Below are 1,122 nucleotides of genomic sequence, written 5' to 3' on the forward strand. Positions count from 1 at the left end.
AGCGCGAGCGCCAGGCCAATCGCGATGTGTTTGGCCGGGCGTGCTTCTTCGGTAGCGCCCTGCAGGTGGAAAAGGTCGGGAATGTCTACCAGCTCAAGGCCGGGACCGCCTATGTCGAGGGCGTCCGTCTAGAGCGTGCGGCTGTTCAATTTAGTGCACCTGGTGCTTTTCCGACTTCGGTGTGGATTGACGTGGCGATGCAGCGCGAGCTGAGCGACATGGTTGCCAAGGCGACAATCGCCTTCGGGGCAAATCGCCTGGACTACACGGACAGCGCAGGCGTGAAGCACTACCAGGTGCTGCTCGCCGATTTGCCGAACGCGAACACCATCACCGACCGTCGTCCGGTGGAGCCAATCGGAGGGCCGCTGGTGCAGCATTTTGCTGCCCGCGTAGGGGATTATGAAAGCCTGCGAGCCCGAGCGACTACCAAGGAAGACGTAGGGCTGGGCAACATTCCCAACGCCATCAGCGACGACCAGGACACCAACAGCAGCCTCATTCTTGCCACCACTAAAGCGGTCAAGGCCGCTACTGCATTGATCTGGACCGGTATCGCCAACATCGTGTCGGGAGTCACTGTGGTGGGAAAGGCCGCGAGGTGGGCCAACGCTCGCAAGATCACGCTGAACGGCGCAGTGCTGGGTAACGTGACACTCGACGGATCTGGCGACGTAACGATGACCACCTCTGGAAGTCAGGCCACCGAGGCATTCGTTGGTAGTTCCAAAATCGCCTCACAGGTCATGACCAACACAGGTGTCGACGACCTCAGTTTCATCACTCCCAAAAAGCTGCGCTGGGGCTTCCTGCTGAGCTTGACCGCGAACGGCTACGTGGTTTTCCCAACCTGGTTGGGTGGCCTGGTTATTCAATGGGCACGCGGTGTTCATACCAATGTGGGGGACAGCGTCCACACCATCGCGCTCCCCTTAGCGTTTCCTTCGGCCAACTTGTTCTCAATCGTCGGGACACTCGCTGTCAGCACCACTGCCTCCGACTTTTGGTTCCAGACGATTTCATCGACTAAAGAGTCGGTGGTGGTTGTGGCGCAGTGGAGCGGTACGGGCAGCTCCAGTGCCGGTGGATACCCTCAACTGTTGTCCATAGGATATTAATCAT

1 pseudogene is annotated in these 1,122 nt (G+C 58.9%); it reads left to right on the top strand.

What is annotated here, in order from left to right:
- Window positions 1–1,118: pseudogene (locus EJD88_RS26955) on the top strand (hypothetical protein); the annotation flags it as partial.
- Window positions 1,119–1,122: the final 4 nt, after the last annotated feature.

It is taken from the genome of Pseudomonas sp. PB105 (genome assembly GCF_009764655.1).
Classification (GTDB): Bacteria; Pseudomonadota; Gammaproteobacteria; order Pseudomonadales; family Pseudomonadaceae; genus Aquipseudomonas; species Aquipseudomonas cyclaminis.